This window comes from Exiguobacterium sp. UBA5002, assembly GCF_002396765.1.
Lineage (GTDB): Bacteria > Bacillota > Bacilli > Exiguobacteriales > Exiguobacteriaceae > Exiguobacterium_A.
Genome location: NZ_DGYQ01000042.1, coordinates 1 through 2,781, shown reverse-complemented (window position 1 = coordinate 2,781; position 2,781 = coordinate 1). Strand labels below are relative to the sequence as shown.

Genomic DNA, 2,781 nt, shown 5'->3' with positions numbered 1-2,781 from the left:
GCTTAATTTGACAAACCGTCCCACTAAAAAACATAAATAATGCCGTATAATTCTGGGGATAGGGCCCGGAAGTCTCTACAGGAACACCGTAAAGGTTCCTACTACGGCGCACACGCAGCATCGTGCGCTTATTGAAACGGCTTTTACCGCTTAGGTAAGGGCCGTTTTTTGTTTTCAAGGAGACGGCTTATTTGGAAGGAAGGCAATCATGAGCACACAATTGAAACAGCCACACCAACCGAAAGCAAAAGAAAATGCGATTGCGCGTTTCTTTGATTTCAATGGGCTTGGTACGAACATGCGTACAGAGTTCATCGCCGGCATGACGACATTCTTCGCCATGGCGTATATCTTATTCGTCAATCCGAATACATTAGCTGAAGCAGGCATGGATGCCGGAGCGGTCTTCGGTGCCACAGCACTCGTTGCGATCATCGGTTCCGTTACGATGGGATTACTTGCGAACTATCCAATTGCGCTTGCACCAGGAATGGGACTAAATGCATTCTTCGCCTACAGCGTTGTCATCGGAATGGGTATTCCGTGGCAAACTGCACTCTCAGGCGTTCTCGTTTCAGGTCTTGTTTTCATGGTATTGACGGCTTCAGGTATTCGTGAGGTCATCATCAACGCAATTCCAGAGCTGTTGAAAATGGCTGTTGCAGCAGGTATCGGATTGTTCATCGCGTTCATCGGTTTAAAAACAGGTGGTCTTGTCGTTGCGAATGAAGCGACACTCGTCTCACTCGGTGATTTAAGTAAAGGAACAACACTTCTCGCGGTATTTGGTCTTGTCGTATCGGCGATCTTAATGACACGTGGTGTCAAAGGTGCAATCTTCTTCGGAATGATCGTGACGGCGATTGCTGGAATGATCTTCGGTTTGATTCCAGTCCCAACAAGCCTTGGTGAAATCGTTTCAGCACCACCGAGTATCGCACCGACATTTGGGCAGGCATTCCTCCACTTTGATGAAATCTTCACGGTTCAAATGATGATCGTCATCCTGACTTTCTTCTTCGTTGATTTTTTCGATACAGCAGGTACGTTGGTTGCAGTAGCAAACCAAGCTGGTCTAATTAAAGAAAATAAAGTACCGCGTGCTGGTCGCGCATTGATCGCTGACTCAACAGCGACGGTAGCAGGTTCGATTCTTGGAACATCAACAACGGTTTCTTACGTTGAATCCAGTGCAGGGGTCGCAGCAGGTGGTCGTTCAGGTATGACGGCGATCGTCACAGCATTGTTCTTCGGTCTTGCTTTATTCTTCTCGCCATTGCTCGCAATCATCACAGCGCCAGTCACGGCACCCGCATTGATCATCGTTGGTGTGTTGATGGCAGCTTCACTGCTTCAGATTGATTGGAAAAAATTCGAGTACGCCGTTCCGGCTTTCTTGACCGTCATCATGATGCCGTTGACGTATTCAATCGCAACAGGGATTGCATTCGGTTTCCTTTTCTATCCGGTCACGATGATCGCGAAAGGACGAGCAAAAGAAGTGCATCCAATCATGTACGTGTTGTCACTCGGATTCCTCGGTTACTTTATCTGGTTGCATTAATCCAAACTGCGTCTTTCTTCTATATAGAAGAAAGACGTTTTTTTATTGGGAGAGGGTAAGGAAGAAGAGAGAGGGTGATTCAGATGTTACAGCAGATTACTGGACCTGTATTTGAATACTTGGCTGAGAACAGACTGTTGATTCAACTAGCTAGAAAAGTCGGATTACCACTTGGTGGGACGTTATTCGTTGGAGGGCAGGGCGCTGAAGAGACACTCGACACGGTCAAACAATTCAATCAAGATGGACGAGCCGCCACAATAGATTGTTTAGGCGAGTTCGTCGAGACAGAACAGGACGCGGTAGATATCGCGGATGAATGCATCAAAGTCATCGGACAGATCAAAGCATATGATCTAGACGCGCAAGTATCTTTAAAGCTGACATCGATCGGATTAAGAATTGATCCGGATATCGCCTATCAACAGTTAAGTCGTATTGCAGAGGTTGCAGATCAACAAAACATGCGCGTAACAGTCAATATGGAAGAAGCGATGATGGTCGAGTCGATCGTCCGAGTCTTCGAACGCGTACATGAACACTATCCAAACGTCGGGATTGCGCTACAAGCAAACGTCTATCGAAGTCGTTTTGATTTAGAGTATCTTCACGCAACAATACGTGTCGTCAAAGGGGCATACGATGGAGACGATGAACTCTATATTCAACCGAAGAAGACAGTCGATGAGACATACCTTCAATTAGTAAAAGTCAATTTGTTAAATGGGAACTACACGCAAATCGCGACACATGATGAACAGATCATTCAGCAAATCATTGACTTTACTAAAATGAAACAGATTGATCCATCACGGTTTGAATTTCAAATGCTTCAAGGCATGCGACCGAAACGACAACAAAAGTTAGTTCGACAAGGTTATCGTGTCGTTATCTACGTTCCACATGGTGTGGACTGGTATACGTATTTGATGAGACGGTTAGCAGAACGTCCAGCGAATATCGCGTTTACAGTAGGAGCCATGTTAAGAAGGTAAAGACTTTGCGAAGAGGATTTAAACTCTTTGCAAAGTTTTTTTAAAATAATGCTTGTGTTTGTCGAATTTTGTTGTTATATTAATAAATGTTCCAGCGAGACGCCTTTTATAAACGGTTCGTTGGGGCTGAAAAGTTTTTTAAAAAGCATGGTTGACATAATCAAAACAACCTGTTAATCTATTAAAGTCGCTAAGGCGGCAGACGAACTTTGAAAACTGAAC

At 44.8% G+C, this 2,781-nt stretch carries 2 protein-coding genes and 1 riboswitch; both genes read left to right on the top strand.

Annotated elements, in window-relative coordinates:
* Positions 1 to 22 precede the first annotated feature (22 nt).
* A riboswitch (purine riboswitch) is annotated at positions 23 to 124 on the top strand.
* A 135-nt stretch (positions 125 to 259) separates the two neighbouring features.
* Positions 260 to 1,564: an NCS2 family permease gene (locus B4C70_RS13030; RefSeq protein WP_414654490.1), complete on the top strand. Its 1,305-nt coding sequence runs from the start codon at positions 260 to 262 to the stop codon at positions 1,562 to 1,564.
* 83 nt (positions 1,565 to 1,647) lie between these two features.
* Positions 1,648 to 2,559: a proline dehydrogenase family protein gene (locus B4C70_RS13025; RefSeq protein WP_214725049.1), complete on the top strand. Its 912-nt coding sequence runs from the start codon at positions 1,648 to 1,650 to the stop codon at positions 2,557 to 2,559.
* The last annotated feature ends 222 nt before the right edge of the window (positions 2,560 to 2,781 follow it).

What these genes read in the sequence shown, in the direction of transcription:
- B4C70_RS13025 (WP_214725049.1), top strand. Translation starts at nt 1,648, where the DNA reads ATGTTACAGCAGATTACTGGACCTGTATTTGAATACTTGGCTGAGAAC.